General features: G+C 64.3%; 16 protein-coding genes. 11 read left to right on the top strand and 5 right to left on the bottom strand.

Annotated elements, in window-relative coordinates; all coding sequences use genetic code 11:
• Positions 1 to 326 precede the first annotated feature (326 nt).
• Positions 327 to 5,255 (bottom strand): NAD-glutamate dehydrogenase domain-containing protein, encoded by a 4,929-nt coding sequence (locus tag RT460_RS00935; protein WP_345785079.1) that lies wholly within the window; start codon positions 5,253 to 5,255, stop codon positions 327 to 329.
• 298 nt (positions 5,256 to 5,553) lie between these two features.
• Here RT460_RS00935 and RT460_RS00940 point away from each other — a divergent pair, with 298 nt between their 5' ends.
• Genes RT460_RS00940 through RT460_RS00950 form a run of 3 tightly spaced genes read left to right on the top strand, consistent with a single transcriptional unit; the run spans position 5,554 to position 10,574 of the window.
• Positions 5,554 to 6,216: a TetR/AcrR family transcriptional regulator gene (locus RT460_RS00940; RefSeq protein WP_313316600.1), complete on the top strand. Its 663-nt coding sequence runs from the start codon at positions 5,554 to 5,556 to the stop codon at positions 6,214 to 6,216.
• Positions 6,216 to 7,397 carry an efflux RND transporter periplasmic adaptor subunit gene (locus RT460_RS00945; RefSeq protein WP_313316601.1) on the top strand — a complete coding sequence of 394 codons (1,182 nt, stop codon included), beginning with the start codon at positions 6,216 to 6,218 and terminating at the stop codon, positions 7,395 to 7,397. The genes RT460_RS00940 and RT460_RS00945 overlap by 1 nt, the downstream gene beginning before the upstream one ends.
• 12 nt (positions 7,398 to 7,409) lie before the next feature.
• Positions 7,410 to 10,574, top strand: a complete 3,165-nt coding sequence (locus RT460_RS00950) for an efflux RND transporter permease subunit (protein ID WP_313316602.1) — start codon at positions 7,410 to 7,412, stop codon at positions 10,572 to 10,574.
• A gap of 198 nt (positions 10,575 to 10,772) precedes the next feature.
• On the opposite strand, the gene RT460_RS00955 is transcribed toward RT460_RS00950, so the two are convergent.
• Positions 10,773 to 11,921 (bottom strand): acyl-CoA dehydrogenase family protein, encoded by a 1,149-nt coding sequence (locus RT460_RS00955; protein WP_313316603.1) that lies wholly within the window; start codon positions 11,919 to 11,921, stop codon positions 10,773 to 10,775.
• Positions 11,922 to 12,048: 127 nt separating this feature from the next.
• On the opposite strand from RT460_RS00955, the gene RT460_RS00960 reads away from it, so the two are divergent.
• The 5 genes from RT460_RS00960 to RT460_RS00980 all read left to right on the top strand — a co-directional run bounded on the left by RT460_RS00960 (position 12,049) and on the right by RT460_RS00980 (position 18,283).
• Positions 12,049 to 12,978, top strand: a complete 930-nt coding sequence (locus tag RT460_RS00960) for a metalloregulator ArsR/SmtB family transcription factor (RefSeq protein WP_313316604.1) — start codon at positions 12,049 to 12,051, stop codon at positions 12,976 to 12,978.
• Positions 12,979 to 13,000: 22 nt separating this feature from the next.
• Positions 13,001 to 14,080 (top strand): homocysteine S-methyltransferase family protein, encoded by a 1,080-nt coding sequence (locus RT460_RS00965; protein WP_313316605.1) that lies wholly within the window; start codon positions 13,001 to 13,003, stop codon positions 14,078 to 14,080.
• 10 nt (positions 14,081 to 14,090) lie between these two features.
• The gene (locus RT460_RS00970; protein ID WP_313316606.1) at positions 14,091 to 14,693 is read left to right on the top strand and encodes a short chain dehydrogenase; all 603 of its coding nucleotides are present in this window, start codon (positions 14,091 to 14,093) and stop codon (positions 14,691 to 14,693) included.
• Positions 14,693 to 17,527: a methionine synthase gene (gene metH, locus RT460_RS00975; protein WP_313316607.1), complete on the top strand. Its 2,835-nt coding sequence runs from the start codon at positions 14,693 to 14,695 to the stop codon at positions 17,525 to 17,527. Before RT460_RS00970 ends, metH begins: the two co-directional genes overlap by 1 nt.
• Before the next feature lie 72 nt (positions 17,528 to 17,599).
• Positions 17,600 to 18,283, top strand: coding sequence for a hypothetical protein (locus tag RT460_RS00980; protein WP_313316608.1), 684 nt, complete (start codon positions 17,600 to 17,602; stop codon positions 18,281 to 18,283).
• Positions 18,284 to 18,295: 12 nt separating this feature from the next.
• Here the strand turns inward: RT460_RS00980 and RT460_RS00985 are convergent, their stop codons facing one another.
• Entirely contained in the window at positions 18,296 to 19,150 is an 855-nt protein-coding gene (locus tag RT460_RS00985) for a LysR substrate-binding domain-containing protein (RefSeq protein WP_313316609.1), read from the bottom strand.
• A gap of 174 nt (positions 19,151 to 19,324) precedes the next feature.
• Between RT460_RS00985 and RT460_RS00990 the strand changes: the two genes are divergently transcribed.
• The 3 genes from RT460_RS00990 (at position 19,325) to RT460_RS01000 (ending at position 22,826) form a co-directional block, all read left to right on the top strand.
• Positions 19,325 to 20,776: an amidohydrolase family protein gene (locus tag RT460_RS00990; protein ID WP_313316610.1), complete on the top strand. Its 1,452-nt coding sequence runs from the start codon at positions 19,325 to 19,327 to the stop codon at positions 20,774 to 20,776.
• A 257-nt stretch (positions 20,777 to 21,033) separates the two neighbouring features.
• Complete coding sequence (locus RT460_RS00995; RefSeq protein WP_313316611.1) at positions 21,034 to 22,218, top strand: MFS transporter; 1,185 nt, start codon at positions 21,034 to 21,036, stop codon at positions 22,216 to 22,218.
• Between the two features lie 65 nt (positions 22,219 to 22,283).
• Positions 22,284 to 22,826, top strand: a complete 543-nt coding sequence (locus RT460_RS01000; protein ID WP_313316612.1) for a hypothetical protein — start codon at positions 22,284 to 22,286, stop codon at positions 22,824 to 22,826.
• Positions 22,827 to 22,862: 36 nt separating this feature from the next.
• Here RT460_RS01000 and RT460_RS01005 read toward each other — a convergent pair whose 3' ends face one another.
• Complete coding sequence (locus RT460_RS01005) at positions 22,863 to 24,926, bottom strand: acyltransferase family protein (protein ID WP_313316613.1); 2,064 nt, start codon at positions 24,924 to 24,926, stop codon at positions 22,863 to 22,865.
• A gap of 62 nt (positions 24,927 to 24,988) precedes the next feature.
• Complete coding sequence (locus RT460_RS01010) at positions 24,989 to 25,636, bottom strand: DUF2058 family protein (RefSeq protein WP_345785078.1); 648 nt, start codon at positions 25,634 to 25,636, stop codon at positions 24,989 to 24,991.

Raw genomic sequence — 25,636 nt, forward strand, 5'->3', positions numbered from 1 at the left:
GTGCTTGTAGTGCCGAGCCATGCTCGGCAGAGGCGTTCCCGGCAATGCCCAGAAGCTCCCCCTCTCCCCAACCCCTCTCCCGCAAGGGGAGAGGGGCTACAGCTGCAGCTGCACGCATTGCTGGAGCTCGCAGTGCACTGAACCCCTCTCCCCTCCGGGGCGGCTGATAGCAGCTTGCGAACCACTGGTTCGCTGCTCTCAGAGCGCTTTTGCGCAAGCGAAGGCCGGGGCGCGGAGCGGGGTTGGGGTGAGGGCAAGCCTTTGACTTACCCAAAAAAAAGAACGGGCCCAAAAGGACCCGTTCTCCGAAACAAAAACCTAACGCTTTAAGCGCCGTGCGCAGCCAGCTGGCCCAAGCGCTGCACCGCAACCGAAACGGTCGGGTAATCCAGCGTCTTCTGCTCGGCCAGTTCGGCCAGCATCGCCAGCGTGAAGCGCAGGCCACTGTCATCACGACCCAGCCATGCCGCCACCTTGGCCTCGGCAGTCGTGCCGCGCATCGACAGCACCTGGCCGGTCAGCACACGCTGATGCGCAGCCAGCTCGTCGCGCAGCACGCCACGGGCAACCGCATGCCAACGGCCGTTGACCTCCAGTGCGTCGATCTGCTCGAACAGCCACGGCATCTGCAGGGCTTCGCCCAGGCGGAAGTGGACCTTGGATACGTCCACCGGCTTGAGCTTGCGCGGACGCGCCAGTTCGATGATGTCGAACGCCGGCTCCAGGAACTGCAGCTCGGACAACTGCTGTGCCAATGCCGCCGGCAAGCCCTTCTCCTTCCATGCCACAACGCTGGCCTCATAGGCCGGACGCTGCGAATCAGGCAGCACGCCCGAAGCAACGCGGATGTCGTTGAACGGACCCTGGTAACGGTCCACCGCCGCGGTGATGCCCGGCATCGCGCCCGGACGGGTCAGAAGCCACCGCACGAACGAACGCTGCAGCTTCCAGATCACTTCCAGAGCATCCACCTGCACCGCTTCTGGCAAGGTGCCATCCAGGGCATCGATCTGCGTCCACAGCGCACGCGCGTCCAGGGTTTCGCGGCTGATGGTATAGGCCTTGGCGACCTCGGCCACGGTACGGCCGGTGTCTTCCTGCATGCGCATCAGGAAGGTGGCACCCATGCGGTTGATGGTCTGGTTGGTCACGGCCGTGGCGATGATTTCGCGCTTCAGGCGGTGACGTTCCATCGCATCGGCGTACTTCTTCTGCAACGGCAGCGGGAAGTAGCGCAGCAGCTCCTTGGACAGGTACGGGTCTTCCGGGATGTCCGACTCCAGCAACTGCTGGAACGCGACGATCTTGGAGTACGACAGCAGCACCGCCAGTTCCGGACGGGTCAGGCCCTGGCCACGCAGCTTGCGTGCCGACAGCTCGGCGTCGGACGGCAGGAACTCGATCTGGCGATCCAGCAGGCCCTGCTTCTCCAGCGTGCGGATGAAGTGCTGCTTGGAACCCAGACGCTTGCTGCTCATCCGCTCCATCAGGCTCAGCGCCTGGTTCTGACGGTAGTTGTCCATCAGCACCAGTTCGCCGACTTCGTCGGTCATCGAGGCCAGCAGCTTGTTGCGCTGGTCCACGGTGAGCTTCTTGGCGCGCACCACGTCGTTGAGCAGGATCTTGATGTTGACTTCGTGGTCGGAGGTATCCACACCGGCCGAGTTGTCGATGAAGTCGGTGTTGAGCAGCACCCCTACCTGCGCGGCCTCGATGCGGCCCAGCTGGGTCATGCCCAGGTTGCCGCCCTCGCCCACGATCTTGCAGCGCAGCTCGCCACCGTTGACGCGCAACGCGTTGTTGGCGCGGTCGCCGACATCGGCATTGGTCTCGCTGGCCGACTTGACGTAGGTACCGATGCCGCCGTTCCACAGCAGGTCAACCGGTGCCTTCAGCGCGGCGTTGATCAGGTCGGTCGGGTTCATCGCCTTGATGCTGGCATCGATGCCCAGTGCCTCACGCACTTCCGGGGTGATCTCGATCGATTTGAGCGAACGCGGATAAATGCCGCCGCCCTTGCTGATCAGCTTGCTGTCGTAATCGGCCCAGCTCGAACGCGGCACCTTGAACATGCGTGCGCGCTCCTTGAACGAGCTGGCAGCCGTCGGGTTCGGGTCGAGGAAAATGTGGCGGTGGTCGAAGGCGCAGACCAGGCGGATGTGCTCGGACAGCAACATGCCGTTGCCGAATACGTCGCCGGACATGTCGCCAACACCGACCACGGTGAAGTCCTGCTTCTGGCAGTCACGACCCAGCGCACGGAAGTGGCGCTTGACCGACTCCCACGCACCGCGCGCGGTGATACCCATGCCCTTGTGGTCGTAACCCACCGAACCACCGGAGGCGAACGCGTCATCCAGCCAGAAGCCGTGCGCACGGGCAATGCCGTTGGCGGTGTCGGAGAAGGTCGCCGTGCCCTTGTCGGCAGCCACCACCAGGTACGGATCGTCCATGTCATGACGCACCACACCCTGCGGCGGCACGATCTTGTTGTTGACGATGTTGTCGGTGATGTCGAGCAGGCCGTTGATGAAGCGCTTGTAGCAGGCCACGCCTTCGGCGAACCATGCATCACGGTCCACCGACGGGTCGGGCAGCTGCTTGGCGAAGAAACCGCCCTTGGAGCCGACCGGCACGATCACGGTGTTCTTCACCATCTGCGCCTTGACCAGGCCCAGCACCTCGGTACGGAAGTCTTCGCGACGGTCCGACCAGCGCAGGCCACCACGGGCCACCGGGCCGAAACGCAGGTGGGTACCTTCCACGCGCGGGCCACACACGAAGATTTCGCGGTACGGGCGCGGCTTGGGCAGGTCCGGCACCTTGGCGGCGTCGAACTTGAAGCTGATGTAGTCGGCCGGGCCCCCGTCGGCACGCACGCCATCCTTGCGCACCATGTAGTAGCTGGTACGCAGGGTAGCTTCGATCACGCCGATGAAGCTGCGCAGGATGCGGTCTTCGTCCAGGCTGGAGACGCCGTCCAGCAGCTTGATCAACACCTCGTGTACCACTGCCATGCGCGCAGCACGGTCGCTCTTGCGGGCCTTGACCACGCCGTCGAGCAGCTTGAGGGTGGCGGCATCATCACCGGCCAGCTGCTTGAACTGGGCCAACTGCGCGTCCAGCACGGCCTTGTCGGCCGACGGGGTCGGCTCGAAGCGGGCTTCGAACAGCTCGACGATCAGGCGGGCCAGCAGCGGATATCGGTTGAAGGTGCCTTCCACATAGGCCTGCGAGAACGGCACACCGATCTGCAGCAGGTACTTGCAATAGCCACGCAGCATCGACACCTGGCGCCAATCCAGGCCGGAGCCAAGCACCAGTCGGTTGAAACCGTCGTTCTCGGCATCGCCATGCCACACGCGGGCGAAGGCATCGCTGAAGGCGGCATTGGCGCTGGCCGGGTCGATCGCACCGATGGTGGATTCAACCTCGAAGTCCTGCACGTACACCGGTGCGTCATCGACCATCAGCTTGTACGGGCGCTCGGCGATCACGCGCAGGCCCATGTTCTCCATCATCGGCAGCACGTCGGACAGCGGAATGTCTTCCAGCTGGCGGTACAGCTTCAGGCGCAGGCCGTCGCTACCATCGCGACGGGTGGCCTGCAGGCTCAGGCGCAGATCGTCCGGACCGGTCAGCGCGTCGAGCTGCGCCACGTCGGCGGCAGCAATCTCGGCACTGGAGTCTTCGATATAACCGGCCGGCAGCGCCTTGCCGATACGCGAAGCGATACGCAGGCCTTCGCCTTCGCCATGGCTGCTGACCAGCGCTTCGCGCAGATCGTCCTGCCAGTTGCGCAGCACGTGGGCCAAGCGCTTCTCCAGGCCCTCGATGTCCAGCTCAAGGCTCTGCCCGGCCTTCGGGCGCACGATCAGGTGCACCTGGGCCAGCGGCGAGTCGCCCAGCACCACGCTGGAATCAACGTATTCGCCCTGCAAGGCGTCCTTGAGCATGCTTTCAACGCGCAGGCGCACGTCGGTGTTGAAGCGCTCGCGCGGCAGGAACACCAGTGCCGAGATGAAGCGACTGAACTTGTCGCGGCGCAGGAACAGGCGGCTGCGCACACGCTCCTGCAGGCCCAGCACGCCCATGGCGGTGCGGAACAATTCGTCCTCGCTGGACTGGAACAGCTCCTCGCGCGGCAGCGATTCCAGGATATGGCGCAGCGCCTTGCCGCTATGGCTGGACAGGCTCAGACCCGAACGCGCCATCACGTTCTCATAGCGCTGGCGCACCAGCGGAATTTCCCACGGGCGGCGGTTGTAGGCGCTGGAGGTGAACAGGCCAAGGAAGCGCTGCTCGCCGATGATCTTGCCCTTGGCGTCGAATTCCAGCACGCCGATGTAGTCCATGTAGCCGCCGCGGTGGATATGCGAGCGGGCATTGGTCTTGGTCAGGATCAGCGCGTCATGCAGGCTGCTGGTGGCATTCAGGCCTTCCGCCGCCAGGCCCTTGACCGGGCGCGCGACCATGGTGTCCTTGCCGCGCATCAGGCCCAGGCCGGTGCCGTTCTGCGCGACCAGCACTTCTTCCTTGCCCTTCTTCTCGACCTTGTATTCGCGGTAGCCGAAGAAGGTGAAATGGTTGTCGGCGGCCCAACGCAGGAACTCCTGCGCCTCGGCGCGCGATTCCTTGGTCACCGGCAAGGTGCGCTTGCCCAGGTCGTCGGCCAGCGCCAATGCCTTGTCGGTCATCGGCTGCCAGTCATTGACGATGGCGCGCACGTCGTCCAGTGCGGCGGTGACGCGCTTGGCAACTGCCTCCAGCGCGTCGGCCGGCTGGCGATCGATCTCCAGCAGCATCACCGATTCCAGCTTGCCCTCGCCCACGCCGCTGAGCTTGCCGGCCTTGTCACGGGCAACGCTGATCACCGGGTGGCCCAGCACATGCACGCCGATGCCCTGCTCGGTCAACGCCAGGGTGACCGTGTCCACCAGGAACGGCATGTCGTCGTTGACGATCTGCAGCACCGTGTGTGCCGACTCCCAACCGTCGGCCTTGAGCGTCGGATTGAACACGCGCACATTGGCCTTGCCCGGCTTGCGGGTACGGGCGAACTCGAGCATGCCGGCGGCAAGCACCGCCCAATCGTCGGCCGAGTGCAGCTTGAACTCGTCGGCCTCCATGCGCTTGTAGAACGCCGTAGCAAATGCCACTGCCTGCGCCTGCGCGGCTGCAGCGGGATAACGCTTCCGCAAGGCTGCAAATACCGGCTCTAGCGAGAGGCCGGCTGCGGCGATGTTCTGCTTCACGGCCGGTTTGGATTTCGTCTTTACGGACTTGGCAGCACTGTTTTGCGATTTCATGGCAGAGCTTTGGGTGTTGCTCGGTTGGAGAAACCGCGATTGTATCGCCGGCAACCAAAAGAACCTTGCTGCAGGGCCGCATTAATCCCGCGGAAAAAAACCAAATCCGTGCCGTGTGCCCTCGGTTTGTAAGGAGCGCGCAGGATGATTCGATGTCTGCCACCTGAATCTCGGTCCCTCTCGGCACAGTGAAAGCAAAATTACGTTGCAGGAATTCTAAACTGGACGGTATAGTCCACCGCTTATGTCCACCCCCACCCCCCCCATCGCTGTTCGCGACGATCGTGACGAACGCGTGTTCGAAGCCGTGCGCGAGCTGCTGGCAACCCAAGGCATGCGCCTGAGCATGGATGCGGTTGCCGCACGCGCCGGCTGCTCCAAGCAGACGCTGTACAGCCGCTATGGCTGCAAGCGCGAGCTGTTGAGCCAGGCAATGCAACTGCATGTGAGCGCGGCCACCGCCGGCCTCACCACCTGCCCGCAACAAAGCCTGCGTACCATCCTGCTGGACTTCGCCACGCAGTACCTGGAACAGCGCAACCGCCCGCACGCGCGGCGCACCTCCCAGGTCATCGGTGCCAGCGCCCACGAATTCCGCGACGAAGCGCGCTTCATGTACACCGCCAGTGGCGAAGCCTTGCGCAATCACGTAGCTGAATGGATGCAGACCGAGATCTCGCGGGGTCGACTCAACCATGACGACCCGCATTTCATGGCCGAGCTGTTAATAAGCATGATTGCCGGCCAGGACTTTGAACGTCAGCGCTTCCACGCGCCCCACCGTGACGACGCCGAGCAGCGTCGGCGCTGGGCCGAGTTTGCCGTCGACGGCTTTTTGCGTGCTTTTGCCTCCCCGCAAGCACCCCACGCATCCACAGATAAAAACAACACCCGGAGTTTCTCCTGATGACCGCCTCACTCCGTCTCTTCGCTCTGGCCTGCGCCGCGACATTGACCCTTACCGCATGCAAGAAGCCCCAGGAACAGGCCGCTCCGCCGCCGCCGGAAGTGGGCGTTGTCGAGGCCAAGCCGCAGACCCTGCCGCTGCAGCGCGAGCTGGTCGGTCGCCTGTCGCCGTTCCGCTCTGCCGACGTCCGCGCCCGCGTGGCCGGCGTGCTGCAGAAGCGCGTGTACGAAGAAGGCAGCACGGTCAAGGAAGGCCAGGTGCTGTTCCTGATCGATCCGGCACCGCTGCAGGCCTCGCTGGCCTCGGCTGAAGCCGCACTCGCCTCGGCCCGCGCCAGCTATACCAACGCCCGCGCCACCGCGACCCGTGCACGTTCGCTGGCACCGCAGAGTTATGTGTCCAAGTCCGATCTGGACAACGCCGAGGCCGCCGAGCGCTCTGCCGCTGCCGCCGTGCAGCAGGCCCAGGCCGCCGTCACCACTGCCCGCATCAATCTGGGTTACGCCCGTGTCACCGCGCCCATCTCGGGCCAGACCGGCAAGCAGCAGGTCACCGAAGGTGCCTTGGTTGGCCAGGGCGAGACCACCCTGCTGACCACCGTGGACCAGATCGACCCGCTGTACGTGAACTTCTCGATGACGGCTGAAGAGCTGAGCTCGCTGCGCGCCGCGCAGGACAAGGGTGCGGTTGCGCTGGCCGGCGACGGCAAGACCACGGTGCAGGTCCACCTGCCGGACGGCACGCCGTACAACCAGGAAGGCACGCTGGACTTCTCCTCGACCACGGTCGACCCGGCCACCGGCACGGTGTCGCTGCGTGCGCAGCTGCCCAACCCGGACCACATTCTGCTGCCGGGCTCGTTTGTCAGCTTCAAGGCCAACCTGGGTGAGCGCCACAACGCCTTCCTGGTCCCGCAGCAGGCCGTGCAGCGCGACACCCAGGGCGGCTACGTGCTGGTTGTCGGCAGCGACGGCAAGGTCGCACGCAAGGCCGTCACCCTGGACAACCAGCAGGGTGGCAACTGGCTGATCTCCTCGGGCCTGCAGGCTGGCGACAAGGTCATCGTCTCTGGCGTGCAGAAGGTCAAGGAAGGCGCACCGGCCAACCCGAAGCCGTGGCAGCCGGACGCCGCCAAGCCTGCGGCCGCCGCCCCGGCGGCAGCGCCGGCGAAGAAGGAATAACGGGACCCCGTCATGCCTAAATTTTTCATCGAACACCCGGTATTCGCGTGGGTGGTGGCCATCCTGATCTCGCTTGGCGGCGTGATCTCGATCCTCAACCTCGGCATTGAGTCCTACCCCAGCGTGGCGCCACCGCAGGTGACCGTCACCGCCAACTATCCCGGCGCCAGTGCGTCCACCGCGGAAAAATCGGTCACCCAGGTGATCGAGCAGCAGCTGACCGGCATCGACAATCTGATGTACTTCAGTTCGTCGTCGGCATCCACCGGCCGCGTCACCATCACCCTGACCTTCGATAGCGGCACCGACCCCGACATCGCCCAGGTGCAGGTGCAGAACAAGGTGTCGCTGGCGACCCCTCGCCTGCCTTCGGAAGTAACCAAGCAGGGCGTGGTGGTGGCCAAGGCCAACGCCGGCTTCCTGATGGCGGTGGGCGTGCGCTCGGATGACGGCAGCGTTGACCGTGATGCACTGAACGACATCGTCGGCGCGCGCGTGCTGGAGCAGATTTCGCGTGTTCCGGGCGTCGGCAGCACCCAGCAGTTCGGTTCCGAATACGCCATGCGCGTATGGCTGAACCCGGAAAAGCTGCAGGGTTACCACCTGTCAGCGACCGACGTGTACAACGCCATCGGTACCCAGAACCTGCAGTTCGCCGCAGGCTCGGTGGGCGGCGACCCGGCCCCGAACGGCCAGGCCTTCACTGCTACCGTGGCCGCCGAAGGCCGTTACAGCAGCCCGGAAGAGTTCGAGAACACCATTCTGCGGGCCAATAGCGACGGCAGCGTGGTCAAGCTCAAGGACGTGGCCACCGTGTCCTTCGGTGCGTCCAACTACGGCTTTGATACCAAGTACAACGGCAAGCCGGTGGCGGTATTCGCCATCCAGCTGCTGCCTGGTGCCAACGCCCTGGACGTGTCCGAGGCCGTGCGCGCCAAGATGGACGAACTGGCACCGAGCTTCCCGCCTGGCGTGAGCTGGTTCACCCCGTACGACAGCACCACCTTCGTCACCATCTCGATCGAGGAAGTGATCCACACCCTGGTCGAGGCCATCATCCTGGTCTTCCTGGTGATGTTGATCTTCCTGCAGAACTTCCGCGCGACGATCATCCCGACCCTGGTCATCCCGGTGGCCCTGCTCGGCACCTTCATGGGCATGCTGGCGATCGGCTTCACCATCAACCAGCTGACCCTGTTTGCGATGGTGCTGGCAATCGGCATCGTGGTCGATGACGCCATCGTCGTCATCGAAAACGTCGAACGCATCATGAGCGAGGAGAAGCTCGATCCGAAGCCGGCCACGCAGAAAGCCATGAGCCAGATCACCGGCGCAGTGGTGGCCATCACCGTGGTGCTGGCGGCGGTATTCATCCCGTCGGCACTGCAGCCGGGCGCATCGGGTGAGATCTACAAGCAGTTCGCGCTGACCATCGCCATGGCGATGGGTTTCTCCGCCCTGCTGGCACTGACCTTCACCCCGGCACTTTGCGCCGCGTTCCTGAAGCCCACCCACAACGACAACCCGAACTGGGTCTACCGTACCTTCAACAAGTACTACGGCAAGCTGGAAAAGAGCTATGTCGGCACCGTGGGCGGCGTCATCAAGCATGCCCCGCGCTGGTTGATGGTGTTCGCGCTGTTGCTGGTGCTGTGCGGCTTCCTGTTCACCCGCCTGCCGGGCAGCTTCCTGCCGGAAGAAGACCAGGGCTATGCGCTGGCCATCGTGCAGTTGCCACCGGGTGCTACCAAGACCCGCACCAGCGCCGTGTTCGACCAGTTGCTGGGCAGCCTGCAGGAGGAAGAAGCATTTGAAGGCCTGATGCAGATCACCGGCTTCAGCTTCCTCGGTGCCGGTGAAAACGTAGGCATGGCCTTCGTCCGCCTGAAGGACTGGGACGACCGCAAGGAGACCGCGCCAGAGTTCATCCAGAAGATGAACAAGAAGGCTTACGGCATCAAGGACGCGCAGATCTTCTTCGTCAACCTGCCGACCGTGCAGGGCCTGGGCCAGTTCGGCGGTTTCGACATGTGGCTGCAGGACCGTACCGGTGCTGGCCAGGAAGCCTTGATGAATGCCCGCAACACCTTGTTGGGTGCGGCGTCGCAGGACACGGCCCTGGTGGGCGTACGCCCCAACACGCTGGAGAACTCACCGCAGCTGCAGCTCAAGGTGGACCGCGTGCAGGCGCAGGCGATGGGCGTGTCGGTCAATGACGTCTATACCGCCATCCAGATGATGCTGGCGCCGGTCTACGTCAACGACTTCTTCTATGGCGGCCGCATCAAGCGCGTCAACATGCAGGCCGACGCCGCCTACCGCACCGGCCCGGAATCGCTCAACAGCTACTTCGTGCCGAGCTCGCTGAGCAAGGACGCCACCGGCCAGCCGGCGATGATCCCGCTCAGCGCGGTGGTCAAGTCGGAGTGGATCTATGCCCCGCCGGCATTGAACCGCTACAACGGCTACTCGGCGGTCAACATCGTGGGCGCACCGGCACCGGGCAGCAGCTCGGGCCTGGCGATGAACACGATGGAAAAGCTGGTGCATGACGACCTGCCGGTCGGCTTCGGCTATGACTGGTCGGGCATGTCCTACCAGGAAATCCTGGCCGGCAACGCGGCAACCCTGCTGATGGTGCTGTCGATCGTGGTGGTGTTCCTGTGCCTTGCCGCACTGTACGAAAGCTGGTCGATCCCGGTGTCGGTGCTGCTGGTGGTGCCGATCGGCATCCTCGGTGCGGTGGTGTTCTCGCTGCTGCGCGGCCTGCCCAACGATCTGTACTTCAAGATCGGCATGGTGACGGTGATTGGCCTGGCGGCGAAGAACGCGATCCTGATCGTGGAGTTCGCGGTCGAGCAGCGTGCGGCTGGCAAGACCCTGCGCGAGGCGACCATCGAAGCGGCACATCTGCGTTTCCGTCCGATTCTGATGACCTCGTTCGCGTTCATCCTCGGTGTGCTGCCGATGGCGATTTCCACCGGCGCTGGCGCCAATGCACGTCACTCGCTGGGTACCGGTGTGATCGGCGGCATGTTGTTTGCCACGGTCATCGGCGTGTTGCTGATCCCGCTGTTCTTTGTCAGCGTGCGACGCATGCTGGGTGACAAGTTGGACGAACAGTCCAAGGAGTACATCGAACAGCACAAGGTTCGAGCGGTGCAGGACGACCGCTGATGCGAAAAGCCCCGGCATTGCCGGGGCTTTTTTTTGTTTGCTTGGGCCTGCCCCTCTCCCCAACCCCTCTCCCGCGAGGGGAGAGGGGCTACGGCCCCGCGAGTGCAGACATACATTGCAACTGCAGCTTTAAAGCCCCTCTCCCCTCGCGGGAGAGGGGTTGGGGAGAGGGGGAAAGTTGGCCGAAGGCAAAACCCCTCAGCGCACCCCAGTCTCGTTGCGCGCAATCACCAGGCGCTGGATCTCCGACGTACCTTCATAGATCTCGGTGATCTTGGCATCACGGAAATAGCGCTCCAGCGGCATTTCCTTGGAATAGCCCATGCCGCCGTGGATCTGCACCGCCTGGTGGGCAATCCACATCGCCGCCTCCGAAGCGGTCAACTTGGCTACCGCGGCCTCGGTTGAAAAACGCTTGCCCTGCGACTTGGTCCAGGCCGCGCGCAGGGTCAACAGCATCGCTGCGTCCAGCTTGCACTTCATGTCGGCGATCTTGGCCTGGATCATCTGGAAGCTGCCGATCGGCGCACCAAACGACTTGCGCTCCTTCACATACTCCAACGACGCCTCGTAGGCAGCACGGGCAATACCCACCGCCTGCGATGCAATACCAATGCGCCCGGAATCCAACAGGCTCATCGCAATCTTGAAGCCCTCGCCTTCGTTGCCGATCATATCCTCGGCAGCAGCCACGTAGTCCTGGAACTCGATCTCGCAGGTGGCCGACGCACGCACCCCAAGCTTGGGCTCGGTCTTGCCGCGGCCAAAGCCCGGCTTCTGCGTGTCGATCATGAAAGCGGTAATGCCGCGTGAACCCTTGCCAGGGTCGGTCATCGCAAACAGTACGATGTAACGCGCCACCGGACCGGAGGTGATCCAGCTCTTCTGGCCGTTGATCACGAACGACCCGTCAGCCTGCTTGACTGCACGACAACGCATCGCCGTAGCGTCGGAACCTGACTGGGATTCGGTCAGCGCGAACGCACCAATCTCGCTGCCCTCGGCAATCGCCCGCACATAGGTCTGCTTCTGCGCTTCCGTGCCGTACCCCAGCACCGCGTTGCAGAACAGCGAATTGTTGACCGACATGATGGTGGCATGGGCCGCATCGGCCGCCGAGACTTCGATGATGGCCAGCACGCTGGAAATCGGATCCATACCCGAGCCGCCGTATTCCACCGGCACCTCGATGCCCATCAAGCCGTTTTCGCCCAATAGGCGGATGTTTTCCAAGGGGTACTCGCCAGTGGCGTCGAAGTGTTCCGCGCTGGGCGCGATTTTTTCCTTGGCGATGCGACGCGCGACATCCTGCAGCATCAGCTGCTCGTCGGAATAACTGAAATCCACAACACCCCTCCCAGGGTTTGATCAAGTTGCGATTGTAACCATCGCAACCCCATTCAGCCTATGTCCCAACTTGACCAAAACAGCCGGTACGGCGAAAATATCTCTATATCGCGATAGGTAGATATTTATGGATCTGGAAGACTGGTCAACCCGTCTGAAAGTGTTCGCCGATGCGACGCGGGTGCGCCTGCTGACGCTGCTTGAACAGGAAGAATTGACGGTGGCCGAGCTGTCGGCCATCACCACGCTGGCCCAGCCACGCGTGTCCACCCACTTGGCGCGGCTCAAGGAAGCCGGCCTGGTGCGTGACCGCCGTGCCGGTGTCTCGGCGTATTACCGCTTTGACGAAGCCGCATTGGATCCTGCCCAGCGCACATTGTGGCACGCACTGAGCAGTGGCAGCGACGACCCGCTGTTGCGCCAGGATGCCGAGCGCGTGCCCGCCGTACTGGCCATGCGCGCTGCCGACCAGAACTGGGCTGACAGCGTGGCTGGCGACATGGAACGCCACTACTCACCGGGCCGTACCTGGGAAGCCATGGCGCGCAGCGCCCTGCCGCTGCTGGAAACCGGTGATGTGCTGGACATCGCTTCCGGCGACGGCGTGCTGGCCGAGTTGCTGGCTCCGCACGCGCAACGCTATGTCTGCATCGACACCAGCGCCCGCGTGGTCGCCGCCGCCAGCGAGCGCCTGCGCAAGTTGCCCAATGTAGAGGTGCTGGAAGGCGACATGCACAAGCTGCCTTTCGCTGACGGCAGCTTTGATCTGGTGGTGCTGATGCATGCGCTCACCTATTCCAGCCAGCCGGCCAAAGCGGTTGCCGAATGCGCGCGCGTACTGCGCCCGGAAGGGCGGCTGATGCTGTGCAGCCTGGCCCGCCATGAACACAAGGTCGCGGTCGAAGCCTATGGCCACGTCAACCTGGGCTTCACCGGCAAGGAACTGCGCAAGTTCGTGGAAAAGGCAGGCCTGCAGGTCTCCAGCCTGGAAACCGTGACCCGCGAAAAGCGCCCGCCGCACTTCGAAGTGATCTCGCTCATCGCGCACCAACCCTGACGCACTCCAACCGGCCCGCCCTATGCAAGCCCTCCCCTGGCTCCACCCCGAACGCGTCCGCAAGTTGTTGGATGCCCTGGCCCAGCGCATCCTGATCATCGATGGCGCGATGGGCACGATGATCCAGCGTCATCGCCTGGAAGAAGGCGACTACCGGGGTGAGCGCTTTGCCGGCGGTTTCGACAGCCAGCACGTCCACGGCCCCGGCTGCGAGCATGACCTGAAGGGCAACAACGACCTGCTCCTGCTGAGCCGGCCCGAGGTAATCGCCGGCATCCACACCGCGTACCTGCAAGCCGGTGCCGACCTGATCGAAACCAATACCTTCAACGCCACCTCGGTCAGCCAGGCCGACTATCACCTCGAACATCTGGTGTATGAGTTGAACAAGGCCGGCGCGCGGGTCGCGCGCGAATGCTGCGACGCCATCGAAGCCACCACCCCGGACAAGCCGCGCTTCGTGATCGGCGTGCTCGGCCCCACCAGCCGTACCGCGTCAATCAGCCCGGACGTCAATGACCCCGGCTTCCGCAACACCAGCTTCGATGAACTTCGCGCCACCTATCGCGAAGCCATCGATGGCCTGATCGATGGCGGTGCCGACACGCTGATGGTGGAAACCATCTTCGACACGCTCAACGCCAAGGCCGCACTGTTCGCGATCGAGGAAGTGTTTGATGCGCGCGGTGGGCGCCTGCCGATCATGATCTCCGGCACCATCACCGATGCCTCAGGTCGCACCCTGTCCGGGCAGACCGCTGAGGCTTTCTATGCCTCGGTCTCGCACGGCCAACCGCTGTCGATCGGTTTCAACTGCGCGCTCGGCGCCACCGACATGCGCCCGCATGTGGAAACGCTGTCCCAGGTGTCCACCGGCTATGTCAGCGCGCATCCGAATGCCGGCCTGCCCAATGCCTTTGGCGAGTACGACGAAACCCCGGAAGAAATGGCAAGGACCTTGAAGGAATTTGCCCAGTCGGGGCTGTTGAACCTGGTCGGCGGCTGCTGTGGCACCTCGCCCGATCACATCCGCGCCATCGCCGAGGCGGTCGCCGACCTGCCACCTCGCGCCCTGCCGCAGGCGGCCGACAAGGCTGCATGAGGACCTCACGATGAAAACCATCCTGCTGGTAGGTGCCGGCGGCACGCTGGGCACCGCTGTTGCGGAGCATCTGCGGCAACAGCATCACGTCATCACCGCCTCGCGCTCGGACCCGATGCACCGCGTCGACCTGGCCAGCGATGACAGCGTGGCCGCGCTGCTGCAGGCCGTTGGCCCGCTTGATGGCATCGTCGCCACCACCGGCAACGTCCACTTCGGTCCACTGACCCAAATGAGTCCCGCGCAATTCAATCAAGGGCTGCAGGACAAGCTGCTCGGCCAGGTGCGGCTGGCCTTGTTGGGCCAGCACCACCTTCGCGATGGCGGCAGCATCACCTTGACCACCGGCATCCTCACCGAGCAGCCGATCGCGCAGGGCGCCAACGCCACCAGCGTCAACGCGGCCATTGAAGGCTTCGTTCGCGCTGCCGCACTCGAACTGCCGCGCGGCCTGCGCATCAATGCCGTAAGCCCCAGCGTGCTGACTGAAGCGCTGGACGCCTATGGCGACTTTTTCCCCGGCTTTGAACCGGTCTCCGCCGCCCGGGCTGCACTGGCTTACCAGCGCAGCATCGACGGCATCGCCAATGGACAGGTTTTCAAGGTCTGGTAATGAGCAACGACACTGCAACCCACTACACCCGTCTGTCCGGCCTGGAACCGCTGGTCATCACCCCCGACCTGTTGTTCATCAACGTCGGCGAGCGCACCAATGTCACCGGCAGCGCGCAGTTCCGCAAGCTGATCAAGGAAGAGCGCTACGAAGAAGCCGTCGACGTTGCACGCCAGCAGGTGGCCAGCGGGGCGCAGATCCTTGACGTCAACATGGACGAAGGCCTGATCGACTCCGAGAAAGCGATGACGCGCTTCCTCAACCTGATCATGTCCGAGCCGGATATCGCCCGCATCCCGGTGATGGTCGACTCGTCCAAGTGGAGCGTGATCGAAGCTGGCCTGAAGTGCCTGCAGGGCAAGAGCGTAGTCAACTCGATCTCGCTGAAGGAAGGCGAGGACGCCTTCATCGAACACGCCCGGCTGGTGCGCCGCTATGGCGCCGCTGCGGTGGTGATGGCCTTCGATGAAGTGGGCCAGGCCGACACCTGCGAGCGCAAGGTCGAGATCTGCACGCGCGCCTATCGCATCCTCACCGAAGAAGTCGGCTTCCCCCCGGAAGACATCATCTTCGACCCCAACATCTTTGCCGTTGCCACCGGCATCGAGGAACACGACAACTACGCGGTGGACTTCATCGAAGCCACCCGCATCATCAAGCGCACCCTGCCGCATTGCCATGTATCCGGCGGCGTGTCGAACGTGTCGTTCTCGTTCCGCGGCAATGAAACCGTGCGCCAGGCGATCCACTCGGTGTTCCTGTACCACGCCATCAAGGCCGGCATGGACATGGGCATCGTCAACGCCGGCGCCATGCCGATCTATGACCAGCTCGACCCGGAACTGCGCGAGCGCGTCGAGGACGTGATCCTCAACCGCCGCAGCGACGGCACCGAGCGCTTGCTGGAAATCGCCGAGCGCTACAAGGGCAAGAAGGGCGAGAAGAAGGTTGAAGACCTGGCCTGGCGCGAACGCCCGGTGCGCGACCGACTGGCCCATGCTCTGGTACAGGGCCTGGACGCCTGGGTCGAGGAAGACACCGAAGAGGCGCGGCAGCAGTCCAGCCGCCCGCTGGACGTGATCGAAGGCCCGCTGATGGACGGCATGAACGTGGTCGGCGATCTATTCGGTGCGGGCAAGATGTTCCTGCCGCAGGTGGTCAAATCCGCCCGCGTGATGAAGAAGGCCGTGGCCTACCTGCTGCCCTTCATCGAAGCGGAAAAGGCACGCACGGGCGAAGTCGGCAAGTCCAACGGCAAGATCATCATGGCCACGGTCAAGGGTGACGTGCATGACATCGGCAAGAACATCGTCGGCGTGGTGCTTGCCTGCAACAACTTTGAAGTGGTCGACCTGGGCGTGATGGTGCCGGCGCAAAAGATCCTGGACGCCGCCCGTGCCGAGAACGCCGACATCATTGGCCTGTCCGGACTGATCACGCCCTCGCTGGAGGAAATGAGCCACGTCGCCAAGGAAATGCAGCGGCAGGGTTTCGAGTTGCCGCTGATGATCGGCGGCGCGACCACCTCGCGTGCGCACACCGCACTGAAGATCGATCCGTTTTACAGCGCGCCGACGGTCTGGGTGAAGGACGCATCGCGTGCGGTGGGTGTTGCGCAGTCGCTGATCTCCCGCGATCTGCGCGAAAGCTTCGTCGCCGCGAACGATGCCGATTACGCCGACATCCGCCAACGCCACCGCAACCGTGGCGACGCCAAACGCCTGGTCTCGCTGGAACATGCGCGCGGCCAGCGCTTCAGCTGCGACTGGAGCCAATACACGCCGCCAACGCCGAACCAGCCCGGCGTACATGTATTCGACGACTACCCGCTGGAAGATCTGCTGCCCGTCATCGACTGGACGCCGTTCTTCCAGGCCTGGGAACTGGCCGGCAAGTACCCGGCGATCCTCACCGACGAGATCGTGGGTGCGCAGGCCAACGATCTGTTTGCCGATGCGCAGGCGATGCTCAAGCGCATCGTGGACGAGAAGTGGCTGACGGCGCGGGCGGTGCTCGGCTTGTGGCCGGCAAACAGCGTGGGAGATGACGTGCAGATTTCCCTTCTCCCACCTGCGGGAGACCGTGCCGCTTCTTCCCTTCTCCCGCCTGCGGGAGAAGGTGCCCGAAGGGCGGATGAGGGCAAGCTCTCAGCTTCTTCGCTTGTGCCAAGCACCCTCACCCCAACCCCTCTCCCGCAGGGAGAGGGGCTGGATCAACAGCACACCCTCCACTTCCTGCGCCAGCAGGTCGACAAGCCTGCCGAACGCCCGGACTTCTGCCTGGCCGACTTCATCGCCCCGGCAGACAGCGGCAAGCAGGACTGGATCGGCGCGTTCGCAGTCACCGCCGGCATCGGCATCGACGCACACGTCGCGCGTTATGAAGCCGACCACGACGACTACAACGCCATCCTGCTCAAGGCCCTTGCCGACCGCCTGGCCGAAGCCATGGCCGAGCGCCTGCACCAGCGCGTGCGGACCGAATTCTGGGGTTACGCCAGCGACGAACAACTCGACAACGAGGCGCTGATCGCCGAGAAGTACAGCGGCATCCGCCCTGCCCCGGGCTACCCGGCCTGCCCTGAGCACAGCGAGAAGCAGGCCCTGTTCGAACTGCTCGGCGCCGAGGGCATCGGCATGTCACTGACCGAAAGCTTTGCCATGCTGCCCACCGCCGCGGTCTCCGGCTATTACTTCAGCCACCCGCAGAGCCAGTACTTCGTGGTGGGCCGCGTGTCGCGCGAGCAGGTCAACGACTACGCCAGGCGCAAAGGCGTGGACCGCGCCCAGGTCGAACGCTGGTTGGCCTCCAACCTCGATTACGATCCGGAATGATCGTCAGTGGCCAGCGGCAACACGCCTGCTGGCCACTATTATTGTGGAACCCGCTTCCTTGGCCGCCATTCCATGTCTAGCCGCAACGCCGAGCTGATCCAAAAGCATGCCGCTCCCGGCCGGATCGGCCTATGCGGCACCGACGACTGGGTCGGCAAGGCCATCCGCAAGGCACAGGCACCGCTGACCCAGGACGGCCACCGCAGCCTGTGGTCGCATGCCTTCCTGTTCAGCGAACGACGCCTGGATGGACACTGGTGGGTGCTGGAATCGGATCTGGACCTGCGCAACCGGCAGCTGCGCCTGGGCGCACAGGAAAACCGCGCCGACCGCTATTTCGACGACGAGGCCTTCCCGAACCTGGCCATCCTCGATTTCGGCCTGGATGCCGGGCAAACCCACAAAGTTCAGATCGCTGCATTGGACCTGCTGTCGGGCCTGTCCAGCTACTCGCTCAGCGAACTGGTCGGCACCCTGTTCGCCATGCACAGCACCCGCCTGCGCCGGCGCAGCAACCTGCTGTCCAAGGAAGGCGCGTTGTACTGCTCGGCGATGGTGCAGCACTGCTACGCCGCCGCCGGCATCGACCTGATGCCCGGTGTCCACGGCAAGAACGTGGCACCACAGGACATCTACAATTCGGCGCTGAGCCACACCACGCATTCGCTGATCCGCGACCTGGGCATCTCCAGCCTGCGCCGCTTCACCCACGGCGCCAAAGAGTTGCTGGATACGCCGGTCGAAGATCTGTTCTGAGCCCTCCCGGGCTTACCGCGCTTCCTGCTCCAGCATCCCTGTCAGCAGGCCAGCCAGTGCCCTGGTTTGCGGATCCAACGCGGCACGGTGCAGCAGCGCAAGTTCAACGCCCTCTATCGGCGGCAAGCCACTCTCCTGTCCCAACACCTTGTGCCCTGCCGTCACCGCTCGCGCCGGCAGCAGGCTGATACCCAGACCATCAGCCACCGCCGACTGGATGCCGCCCAGGCTGGAGCTGGTGAAACTGATACGCCAGCGACGCCCCAGCGCTTCGATGGCGTCGATCATGTCCTCGCGATACATGCCGCGCGGCGGAAACGCCACCAGCGGCACCGGATTGAGCCGCAGCGATGGCGTGCTGATGCTGTCCACCCAGCACATGGGTTCCGGCCAGCAGGCCACCGCCTCACGGCTGCCGCGGCGCTGCTTGACCAGGATCACGTCCAGCTCGCCCCGGTCATACGCCTCGGTCAGGGCCCGGCTCAGGCCGCTGCTGACCTCCAGTTTGACCTGCGGATGGGTGCGACTGAACTCGGCCAGCATGCCGGTGGTACGCCCGGCCGCGAAGTCTTCCGGCACGCCCAGGCGTATCACCGTCGCCACACCCTCGCCTGACAGCAGCTCTCCGAGCTGCTCGTTCAGGGCCAACATGCGCCTCGCATAACCCAGCACGGTTTCACCGATGTCGGTGGGCCGCACATCACGTACGCCGCGATCGAGCAGGCGATGCCCCGCAAGGTCTTCAAGACGCCGCAGCTTCTGGCTGACCGTGGACTGGGTGGAATGCAGCCGCGCCGCGGCCACGGTGAAACTGCCGCAATCGGCAACCGTCACCAGGGCCCGCAACAGATCCAGCTCGTAGTGCACCCCATTTGATTTTCCACTGGGTCTCACCATTACATTTAATTTTTAGATATCGGGGCGTACTTGTAGCATCGCTACAGAGATCAGGCCAAACCCTGATTGCCCCCAGCGCCATCCGCCCGCGCCTTATCGAGCGATGCAATGAAGATGAACATGCCGCACACCACCGGAAGCACCATGAAGAACACCCTCTGCCTGCTGCTGTCGGGCATGCTCGCCAGTAGCGCACCGGCACTTGCCGCCGAAGCCGGCGCTGACGTGCTGATCCGCCACGCCACCGTCATCGATGTGGAGCATGGGCGGGCAACATCCGGCCAGGCGGTAGCCATCCGTGGCAGCGACATCCTCGCCGTTGGCGACGATGCGCAACTGGCCGCGCAATGGAAGGCGACGCAGACCATCGACGCCAAAGGCCGCTATCTGATCCCCGGCCTTTGGGACATGCATGTGCATTTCGGCGGTGGCCCGGCGCTGATCCAGGAGAACAAGGCGCTGCTGCCGCTATACGTGGCGCATGGCATCACCACCGTCCGCGACGCCTCCGGCGACCTCGCCGAACAGGTACTGTCCTGGCGCGGGCAGATCGCCAGTGGCCAATTGTTCGGCCCGCAGCTGTTCACCTCCGGCGCCAAGATCGAAGGTATTGCCCCGGTCTGGAAGGGCACGCTGGAGGCCGGTGACAAGGCCGGCGTGGATGCCGCACTGGACCGCGAGCAGCGCGACCAGGTCGACTTCGTCAAGATCACCGACAGCACGCTGACCCCGGAGCTGTTCCTGTACGCCGTGGGCCAGGCCAAGCAGCGCGGCCTGCGCACCTCCGGGCATATCCCGATGGCGCTGACGGTGGGCCAGGCCGTCGACGCCGGCATCAGCTCGATCGAGCACCTGGACTATGCCTACAAGGCCGGGGTCAAGGACGAAGCCGCCATTGCCGCCGATTTCGCCGCCGGCCGCATCGACCGTGCCGAAGCCAACCGGCGCCTGCGCAGTGGCTTCGACCGCGCCACCGCGATGCAGGCCTATGAACGCTTTGCCAAGGCCGGCGTCGCGGTGACGCCCACCCTGGACGGCGGCCGCATCATCGACTTCCTCGACGTCGAGCCGCGTGACCAGGATCCCTATCTGGCCTATATCGGCCCGGGCCTGCGCGCCACCTATGCCTGGCGCGTGGAGCGCGCCGCCAAGGCCACACCCGAGCAGATCCAGGCCCGTCACGCCCACTACGCGGAAGTAGCCGCGGTACTGCCGATGTTGCAGCAGGCCGGCGTGCAGATCATGGCCGGCACCGACGCTGGCTTTCTGAACTCCTACAACTTCCCCGGCATCGGCCTGCACAACGAACTGGCGCTGTACGTACGCGAAGGCCTGACGCCGTTGCAGGCGCTGCAGTCGGCAACCCGCGCCGGCCCGGCCTGGTTCGGCAAGCTCGACCGCTATGGTGCAGTGAGCGCAGGCAAGGCTGCCGACCTGGTACTGCTGGAGCGCAACCCGCTGGAAGACATTGCCGCTACCCGCGCCATCACCACCGTGGTGATGCGCGGCAAGGTTTACGACCGCACCGCACTGGATCGGATGCTGTCCGACAGCAAGGCCCAGGTTGCCGAGTGGAATGCGCAGGCCACCCCCTGACAACGCCGCTGATCTGCACGGTAGCCCGGGTAAGCGCAGCGCACCCGGGAAGTGGAGGTCAACAGATCGTCTCGGCATGGCGCCAACAGCCCCGGGTGCGCTGCGCTTACCCGGGCTACGCGCGCCACATCGACGGCATGCAGAGTGACTTTCGGATCGCTGACCTGCGAACTGCCATCCACGGCCCGCAAAAGGCACAATAGGGGACGCGGCGAACACCGTGCCCCCTGCCTTCCCAGCGCCTCCAGCGCCCGCCCATGACGCCCCCTGCCCTGCCATCCCCGACCGTGCCCACCGCGCGGCTGTCCAGTTTCTATTTCTTCTACTACGCCGCGCTGGGTGCGTTCACTCCGTACTGGAGCCTGTACCTGCAATCGCGTGGCATGACCATCACCGCCATCAGCGTGATGATGAGCCTGTGGTATGCCACCCGCGTGGTCGCACCCAGCACCTGGACTTCGCTGGCGGCAGTGTCGCCGCATCCGATCCGCTGGCTGCGTATTGGCTGTGTGCTCACCATCATCTGCTTTGCCGGTTTCCTGGTACCTGCGCCACCGTGGACGCTGTATGCGGTGATGATCGCCTTCTGCTTCTTCTACAACGCGGTCATGCCGCAGTTCGAGTCGATCACCCTCACCCACCTGGGCGCCGACAGCCATCGCTACGGCATGATCCGGGTCTGGGGTTCGCTGGGCTTCATCGCAGTAGTCACGCTGTTTGGCTGGCTGATCGAAAAGCACGGGGCCAGCAAACTGCCGTGGTTGATGTTGCCACTCTTCGTATTGATGACCGGCTCGGCCTTCCTCAACCGCTACGCGCGCAATATCGGTTCACACAGTCACCATGACGGTGGCTTCTGGAGCATCGTGCGGCAGAAGCCGGTGATGGCATTCTTCATTGCGGCCTTCCTCGAGCAGCTGTCGTTCGGCCCCTACTACACCTTCTTCTCGCTCTACATGGACCAGCACGGCTATAGCACTTCGCTACTGGGGCTGATGTGGACCGTAGGCGTGGTCTTCGAGGTGGCGGTGTTCTTCCTGATTGCCGGCTTCTTCCGCCGCTGGGATGCCAGCTGGCTGCTGATCATCTCCATGGCCAGCGCAGCGTTACGCTGGTGGGTGACCGCACTGTGGCCGGAGAACCTGCCGGTCATGCTGGTTGCACAGACCACCCACTGCCTCGGCTTTGCCGCCTTCTTCGCCTCGGCCATGCAACTGCTGGCACGTTACTTCCCGGGCAATCTCAACGGCCACGGCCAAGGCCTGTTCTACGGCTTTTCGTCCGGATTGGGCGGCGTGCTCGGCGCACTGATTGCCGGCCAGTTGTGGCAGTTTGGCGATGGCAAGTGGGCCTTCATCGTGGGCGGTTGCTTCGCCCTGCTGGGATCGGTGATCGCCTGGTACTGGCTCCCCCCTTCCCGACAGGCACGTCGCCTGCGCTGACGCTGCAGCGGCCAGCAGGCCGGCCTGATATAACTGCCGCCACGACCACACAGAGGGGGACTGTGATGAAGTGCAAGGCGCATTTTGCCGGTGTATTGACGACCCTGCTGCTGGCAAGCCCGGCGGCTGTCCACGCGACAGGGGACCCAGGTGTCCCCATCCATCTGTTCGCTGAAAGCTGCCTGACGTTGCTGGATGATGCCAGCGGCTTTGCCGAAGCCATGGATCGGGTCGGCCATCGACTGGACGGCAAGTTGGCGCAGGACATGCTGGGCGGCCTCGCCGGCAAGGCGTGGCTGGTCAATCACGATGACGTGCCTTATGGATTTTCCTGGACAGACCAAGGGATGTGCCGGACCGTCATCATCCAGGGCGATGCCCCCGGTATTGCCGCCGAGTTCGCCCTGTTAGGCAGATCGGTGCCCACCGGATACACGATGCAGGAAGAGCCCCCCAGCACCGAGGATGATGGCCAGCTCACGCATGCCTACACCTGGCACAAGCCCGGCAGTGATGATGCCGTCCACCTGCGTCTGTCGCTCAACATGGCACCGACCGCGCACGTCCGTGGCATCGTGCTTGTCGGCTACGTACCCGCTGAACCCTAGCGCATACCGCCCATTGGTCGGCAGCAGCTGCTGCGTTCACTCCTGGGCAGCTTGCCGCATTGCCTGCTGGGCGCGGAAGGCCGGCAGAAGGACGCGATTGCCGTAGCCGCTCAGGTGATCACCATCGAAGTACAGCGGCTTTCCATCCGCATCGGGGCGACAGATCTGGCCGGGACACAACACCGGCAACGGGTCCCACACGCTGCTGCCAGGCAAGGCCTGTGCTACCTGGCGCAGACTTGCCATGGCCGGCGCCCGCAGCGCCTGCATGCGCTGCCGCGGGATCGTCATGCCGTTGCTGCAGATGGGGTTGTAGCGATTGAAGGCATCCGAGCAACGGAATGGCGGTGCCGGCAGCACTGGCTTGGGGGCCTCCAGCACGATGTGTACACCGCGCTTGGCCAGCGGCTGCAACTGGCTGATCACCGCCTGCACCTCGGCGTCACGCTGTTGCGCGGCACCCGCAGCAGAGAGCGCAGCGAAGGCCTGTTGCTGGTCCAGCAGACGATGCTGGTCGACCAGCCGTGGCACCCTCAGCCCGGGCAGGAACACCACGTCACCCGCTTGCGCGTGGGCCGTCACGTCAGCGAACGCATCGCGCAGATAAGCCTCGCAACCCGGCGTCTGCCAGCCCTGCAGTCCCAGCACGACGCAGCCACCATTGCCGTACAGGCGCACCTGGCCACCGTCCAGCAAGACGAGGCGGCGCAGCAACTCGGTATAGGCCAGCGCATGTGAATCGCCGACCACGAACAATCGCGCGCCGGCAACCGCAGGTGTCGCGCATTGCCCGCGTTCGAACTGCTGCACTTGGCCGCCTGCGAACGACTGCTTGGAGATCAGCAACTCGCAGTGCGGAAACTCGCCCGCCAACCCCTTTGCGTAGGGATACCAATCCTGCGGATGGCGGCTGACCGTGCTCAGCGAGAGATACTTGCCCGCCTTCTCAAGCTGTCGATGCACGCCCATGCCCAGCACCAGTACGGCTGCGCCGACCAGCAGCCAACGCAGATCACTGGCTCGCCAGCGCGCGCCGTAGCGCAGCGGCTGCTCCACCCAACGCCACGACAGCCACGCGAGCACCGACGTGCAAATAACGGCCAGCGTCGCATTGATCGCCGATTCAAGGCCGACGGTCCAGCGGAACAGCACGAATACCGGCCAGTGCCAGAGATAGAGCGAATAGGAGAGCCGGCCGATCATCACCACCGGTCGCAACGCCAGCCCCCGCCCGATCCAGCTGTCCGGGTGCTGCTGCAACAGCGCCAGCAAGCCCAACGTGCCGAGTACGGGCCAAAGCCCATCGACCCAAGGGGAATGGCCGGGCCTTGCCGCCCACAGACCGTAACCGAGTGCCCCCAGGCTGGCGACCTGCAACACCCTCTGCCACCATCGCTGCGAAGTAGGCTGGCGACGGCCGGCCCGCATGTCCATCAGCTGGAACAACAGCACGCCTGCGCCCAGTTGCCAGAAGCGCGTCGTGGTCTGGTAGAAGGATTCCAGCTCATGTCCCCCCTGCAGCGCGCGCGTTACCGCATACGCCAGCGAGGCCGCCGTGGCCAGCACGAACAGCAGCATCGACAGCACGCGGCCGCGACCGCCTCTCCGCCAAGCCAGAAACAGCAGGGGGAACAGCAGGTAGAACTGTTCCTCCACGCCCAGCGACCATGTGTGGGTGTAGGGGTTGAACTCGCTGCGCGGCGAGAAATAATCATTGCCGGTAGCAGCCAACACCCAGTTGCTCAGCCCAACGAAGGCCATGCGCCCGGTCTTGCCGCTGGTCTCACTGAGCCAGGACTCGGGAATGAACAAGGCGCTGAGCAGCGCCGTCAGCAACAGGCAGACCAGCAACGCCGGCATGATGCGGCGCATGCGTCGTGCGTAGAAGCTCAGCGCCCCTTTCCAGCCGAGCGGCGCGGCGGAACGGGCCACCGAGGCGCTGACCACGAAGCCGGAGATGACGAAGAACACGTCTACGCCGGTAAACCCACCCGGCAACCAGCCCGGATTGAGGTGATAGGCGATCACCGCCAGCACGGCGATCGCACGCAGTCCATCGATATGAGGGAAGTAACCGTCCTGCTTCAGCTGGCCCTGCATTGCGTCCCCCGGCAAGAAAGCGGGCGCCATCGGCGCCCGTTGTCTGGATCAGTACACGGTCGTTACCAGACCAGGTCGTCCGGCACCTGATACGCCGGGTCGGCATACGGATCGTCCTGCGCTGGCGCATTTGGATCCACCTTGAGCGCCACCGATGCGGCAAACACCTGCTCAGCCTCGGCCAACAGCGCTGCGGTCACCAGCAGGTAGCGCCCGTTCTGCTGCAGCACGCCCAACTCACCGGCATTGAGCGCCTTGAGCTGGTCTGCATTGACGTAGATGCGCTTGATCTTGCCGCCATACGGGAAGTGACGGGCGATATCGGCGTTGGGATCGTTCAACCCCTTGTCCTTGACCAGCTCATCCAGCTTGGCGCGTGCTTCGCGACGCAGTCGTGCTTCTTCCTGCTTCTGTCGTTCGGCCTCGATGCGCTCGTCCTTTTCCTTCTGGGCGCGGATTGCGTAAGCCTTGGCCAGGTCAATGTCTTCCTGCGAGCGCGGCTTGCGCGGCGCCTGCTGCGGGCGCGCCTGGCCAGGCTTGCCAGGGTGGCGTGGTTTGTCCTGCTGCCCCGGCTTGCCGGCATGTGGCTTGGCGGAAGCAGCGTGCTTGCCCTGCGGGCGGCCGTCACGGCGCGCCTCGGGCTTGCGCTCGGGCTTGGGGACGGGCTTGAAACCCAGCCCAAGAAGCTGGTCGCGGAGAGTATCGCTCAT

Source organism: Stenotrophomonas sp. (assembly GCF_032061965.1).
In the GTDB taxonomy this organism is placed as follows: domain Bacteria; phylum Pseudomonadota; class Gammaproteobacteria; order Xanthomonadales; family Xanthomonadaceae; genus Stenotrophomonas.

Coding starts and splice junctions, on each gene's coding strand:
- RT460_RS00940 (WP_313316600.1), top strand. CDS start 5,554: ATGTCCACCCCCACCCCCCCCATCGCTGTTCGCGACGATCGTGACGAA.
- RT460_RS00945 (WP_313316601.1), top strand. CDS start 6,216: ATGACCGCCTCACTCCGTCTCTTCGCTCTGGCCTGCGCCGCGACATTG.
- RT460_RS00950 (WP_313316602.1), top strand. CDS start 7,410: ATGCCTAAATTTTTCATCGAACACCCGGTATTCGCGTGGGTGGTGGCC.
- RT460_RS00960 (WP_313316604.1), top strand. CDS start 12,049: ATGGATCTGGAAGACTGGTCAACCCGTCTGAAAGTGTTCGCCGATGCG.
- RT460_RS00965 (WP_313316605.1), top strand. CDS start 13,001: ATGCAAGCCCTCCCCTGGCTCCACCCCGAACGCGTCCGCAAGTTGTTG.
- RT460_RS00970 (WP_313316606.1), top strand. CDS start 14,091: ATGAAAACCATCCTGCTGGTAGGTGCCGGCGGCACGCTGGGCACCGCT.
- metH (WP_313316607.1), top strand. CDS start 14,693: ATGAGCAACGACACTGCAACCCACTACACCCGTCTGTCCGGCCTGGAA.
- RT460_RS00980 (WP_313316608.1), top strand. CDS start 17,600: ATGTCTAGCCGCAACGCCGAGCTGATCCAAAAGCATGCCGCTCCCGGC.
- RT460_RS00990 (WP_313316610.1), top strand. CDS start 19,325: ATGAAGAACACCCTCTGCCTGCTGCTGTCGGGCATGCTCGCCAGTAGC.
- RT460_RS00995 (WP_313316611.1), top strand. CDS start 21,034: ATGACGCCCCCTGCCCTGCCATCCCCGACCGTGCCCACCGCGCGGCTG.
- RT460_RS01000 (WP_313316612.1), top strand. CDS start 22,284: ATGAAGTGCAAGGCGCATTTTGCCGGTGTATTGACGACCCTGCTGCTG.
- RT460_RS01005 (WP_313316613.1), bottom strand. CDS start 24,926: ATGCAGGGCCAGCTGAAGCAGGACGGTTACTTCCCTCATATCGATGGA.
- RT460_RS01010 (WP_345785078.1), bottom strand. CDS start 25,636: ATGAGCGATACTCTCCGCGACCAGCTTCTTGGGCTGGGTTTCAAGCCC.